Raw genomic sequence first — 3,597 nt, 5'->3', positions numbered from 1 at the left:
CAGGCCAGGCCGATCTCCGTGGTAGCACCGACGAAGACCACACACGTAAACAGCATGCGATAGGGCAGGGAAGCCCAGGGGCCAAAGGCACGCTCCGCGTTTCGCTCGCCATAGTAGGACCATCCCAGGATCGTGGAGAAGGCGAAGAACACGATGGAGAGGGAGACGATGGTGCCGCCCCAATCCGAGCCGATGCCCTTGCTAAAGGCCTGGGCCGTCATGTTTGCTGCATTCTCCTCGCCCGTGTCCCACACGCCGGTGGTGATGATCACCAGGCCGGTCATGGTCACCACGATGATCGTGTCGATAAACGTCTGAGTCATAGAAACCAAACCCTGGCGGACAGGGTGAGTGGTCTTCGCAGCGGCCGCTGCAATAGCGGCAGAGCCCATGCCGGACTCGTTGGAGAAAATGCCGCGAGCCACACCCATCTGCATAGCAAGCATGATTCCGGAGCCTACGAATCCACCGGTGGCAGAAGTCCCCGTGAAGGCGTCATTAAAGATAAGCCCTAGAGCATTCGGGATGTCGCCTGCGTGCAAAGCCAGCACTACGATGCCGCCGCCGATGTAGATAAGAATCATCAGCGGAACAAAGGCCGAGGTCACCCTGCCGATCGAGCTAATGCCACCGAGGAGAACCGCTCCGACCAGCACGAACATTACCGCGCCGGTGACGGTGGGGCTGACGTCGAAGGTGTCCTCCAGGCCCGCGGCAACGGCGTTACCCTGCGTCAGGTTGCCGATGCCGAAGGAGGCGATGATGGCCGCGATGGTGAAGAACCACGCCAGGAACGTGCCCAGGCCACCCGGGATGCCCCGCGACAGGTAGCGCTGCGGACCACCGGAGACATTGCCCTTGGAATCGGCCACGCGGAAGCGCACGCCCAGGAAAGCCTCCGAGTACTTAGAGGCCATACCCACCAGGCCGGTGATCCACATCCAGAACAGCGCGCCGGGGCCGCCGATGGAGATGGCGGTGGCCACACCCACAATGTTGCCCACGCCGACCGTCGCGGCCAACGCGGTGGTGAGCGCCTGGTACTGGGTGATGTCGCCTTCGCCGCCCTCGTCGTTCCTGTCGATAAGCCCGTGACGTAGGGCGACGAACAGCTTGCGGAACTGCACGCCTCCCAGGCGGATCGTCAGCCACAGCCCCGTGAGCAGCAGTAAGGGAATCAGGAGCCACTGGCTCCAGATGAACTGGTCGATCTTGTCCAGAGTGTTCTGGAGGGATTCAGCGAAGGAAACGTCTTGCATGAACTACAGAGGTTACGCCTGTAAAGAAGTGTGGAAGAAGGGTTTAGACAAATTCGTTGAGGCTACTCCTGGCAGCAGGACAGCGACAGGGGGCAGCGAAAGGGGAGGAACAGTGCTGAAAAACCCGCCGGAATCGGGCACGATAAATGGTGAGTAGCAAGAAAATGCTTTCAGGCACCGACCGAAGGAATCATTATGCACCCACGTGCTGGCCAGCCCGCCACCCCCGACGACCTCACCGATATTCCCGCCCTGCTGGAGGCTTACTCCGCCACGGTTCCGAACCTGGCTGACCCGGGTCAGCGCGTGAGCTTCGGCACCTCCGGTCACCGCGGAAGCGCATTCGACGGTGCCTTCAACGAGCCGCACATCCTGGCGACCACTCAGGCCATCGTGGACTACCGCCGCGAGCAGGGGATCAACGGCCCGGTGTTCATCGGCCGCGACCCGCACGCGCTGTCCGAGCCCGCCGAAGCTACCGCGCTGGAGGTTCTGGCCGGTAACCAGGTGACCGTGAAGGTGGATCAGGAGCGCGGCTTCGTACCCACCCCGTCCGTCAGCTTCGCCATCCTGGAGTACAACAAGCAGTTGCCCGGCGGCCCGGAGGGTACCGATGCCGGCCGCGCCGACGGCATCGTCATCACCCCCTCCCACAACCCGCCGCGTGACGGTGGCTTTAAGTACAACCCGCCGACCGGCGGCCCGGCGGATACAGACGCCACCAGCTGGATCGCCCGCCGCGCCAACGAGTACCTGGATGCGAACCTGACCGGCGTGCAGCGCTCCACCTCCACCGAGCTGGTGGAAAGCCACAACTACCTGGGCAATTACGTTGCCGCCCTGCCGGAGGTCATCGACATTGAGGCCATCCGCAACGCGGGCGTGCGCATCGGCGCCGACCCGATGGGTGGCGCCTCTGTTGCCTACTGGGAGCGTATCGCCGACGTGCACGGCCTGGACCTGACGGTCGTTAACCCCACCATCGACCCGGCCTTCGGGTTCATGACCTTGGACTCCGATGGCAAGATCCGCATGGATTGCTCTTCGCCGTCTGCGATGGCCTCTCTGGTCGATGCGGTCGCAGGCGCCGGTGAGGCTACCTATGACATCGCTACTGGTAATGACGCCGATTCCGACCGCCATGGAATCGTCACACCAGACGCAGGCCTGATGAATCCGAACCACTACCTCGCTGTCGCTATCGAGTACCTCTTTAGCCACCGCGAGAACTGGCCGAAAGATGCCGCCGTGGGCAAGACTTTGGTTAGTTCCTCCTTGATTGACCGCGTGGTGGCCCGCATGGGTCGCAAGCTGATGGAAGTTCCGGTTGGGTTCAAGTGGTTCGTGCCGGGGCTGGTCAATGGATCCGTGGGCTTTGGTGGAGAAGAGTCCGCGGGTGCTTCGTTCCTTCGCCGCAACGGGCAGGTCTGGTCTACCGATAAGGACGGTATTATCGCTGACCTGTTGGCGTCCGAAATCAAGGCAACGACCGGCAAGAGCCCGTCCGAGCGCTACAAGGAACTAGCCGAGGAGCTGGGCGCACCGCAGTACAAGCGCATCGACGCTCCGGCGAACCGCGAGCAGAAGGAGCGTTTGAAGAAGCTCAGCGCCAGCGACGTGGAGGCCACCGAGCTGGCGGGCGAGAAGATCGAGGCGATCCTGACCGAGGCTCCGGGCAACGGCGCGGCCATCGGTGGTGTGAAGGTGACTACCGAAAATGCTTGGTTCGCCGCTCGCCCGAGTGGCACGGAGGACAAGTACAAGATCTACGCGGAGTCCTTCAATGGCGCCGAGCATCTGGACAAGGTGCTGGAGGAAGCGCAGGTCGTCGTCGACGGCGTGCTGGGATAACTTCGCGGTTCCCTGCAGGTATGCGTAAAATCACGGGGTCGATTCAGGGTATTGCCAGAAAACTGCGATACCCTCATGCCCAGTAGACACGTCATCATCTTGAAAGGAACGCTCAGTGAGCCAGAAGATCAAAGCCCCTAACGCTTCTAAAGGGGGCAATGGCTTCCTGTGGGGAATCATTGCGATCCTCGTTATCGCAGCCGTAGCCATCGGTTTCATTGTGTACAACAACCAGCAGCACAAGGTCGATAACATCACCCTGCCGGATGACAAGGTGGATGTGAAGATGACGACCGACGAAAGCGCTGTCACGCTGGAGTCGGAGAACGCCGGCGACGACGTGCCGACCGTCGAGGTCTTCGAGGACTTCAGCTGCCACTACTGTGCCCAGCTGGAAACCGCATCCAGCGAGGATCTGAAGAGTGCGCTGGAAGAGGGCAAGCTGAAGGTGAAGCCCCTCATCACCCATGTCAAGCCCCTGTCCGAG

General features: G+C 61.7%; 2 protein-coding genes and 1 pseudogene. 2 read left to right on the top strand and 1 reads right to left on the bottom strand.

All coding sequences use genetic code 11. From position 1 onward, the window contains the following. Positions 1-1,259: sodium:alanine symporter family protein (locus Q0331_RS00305; protein WP_298073835.1), on the bottom strand; the 1,259-nt coding region annotated here is incomplete at its 3' end. Positions 1,260-1,454: 195 nt separating this feature from the next. Here Q0331_RS00305 and pgm point away from each other — a divergent pair. Beyond that, positions 1,455-3,110 carry a phosphoglucomutase (alpha-D-glucose-1,6-bisphosphate-dependent) gene (gene pgm, locus Q0331_RS00300; protein WP_298073833.1) on the top strand — a complete coding sequence of 552 codons (1,656 nt, stop codon included), beginning with the start codon at positions 1,455-1,457 and terminating at the stop codon, positions 3,108-3,110. Positions 3,111-3,225: 115 nt separating this feature from the next. Next, positions 3,226-3,597 (top strand): annotated as a pseudogene (locus tag Q0331_RS00295) (hypothetical protein); the annotation flags it as partial.

Origin of the sequence: uncultured Corynebacterium sp. (assembly GCF_937999985.1) — a bacterium.
Taxonomy (GTDB): Bacteria; Actinomycetota; Actinomycetes; order Mycobacteriales; family Mycobacteriaceae; genus Corynebacterium.
The sequence above is the reverse complement of the archived record's forward strand: the minus strand, read 5'-3'. Positions and strand labels throughout refer to the sequence as shown.

What these genes read in the sequence shown, in the direction of transcription:
- pgm (WP_298073833.1), top strand. Translation starts at nt 1,455, where the DNA reads ATGCACCCACGTGCTGGCCAGCCCGCCACCCCCGACGACCTCACCGAT.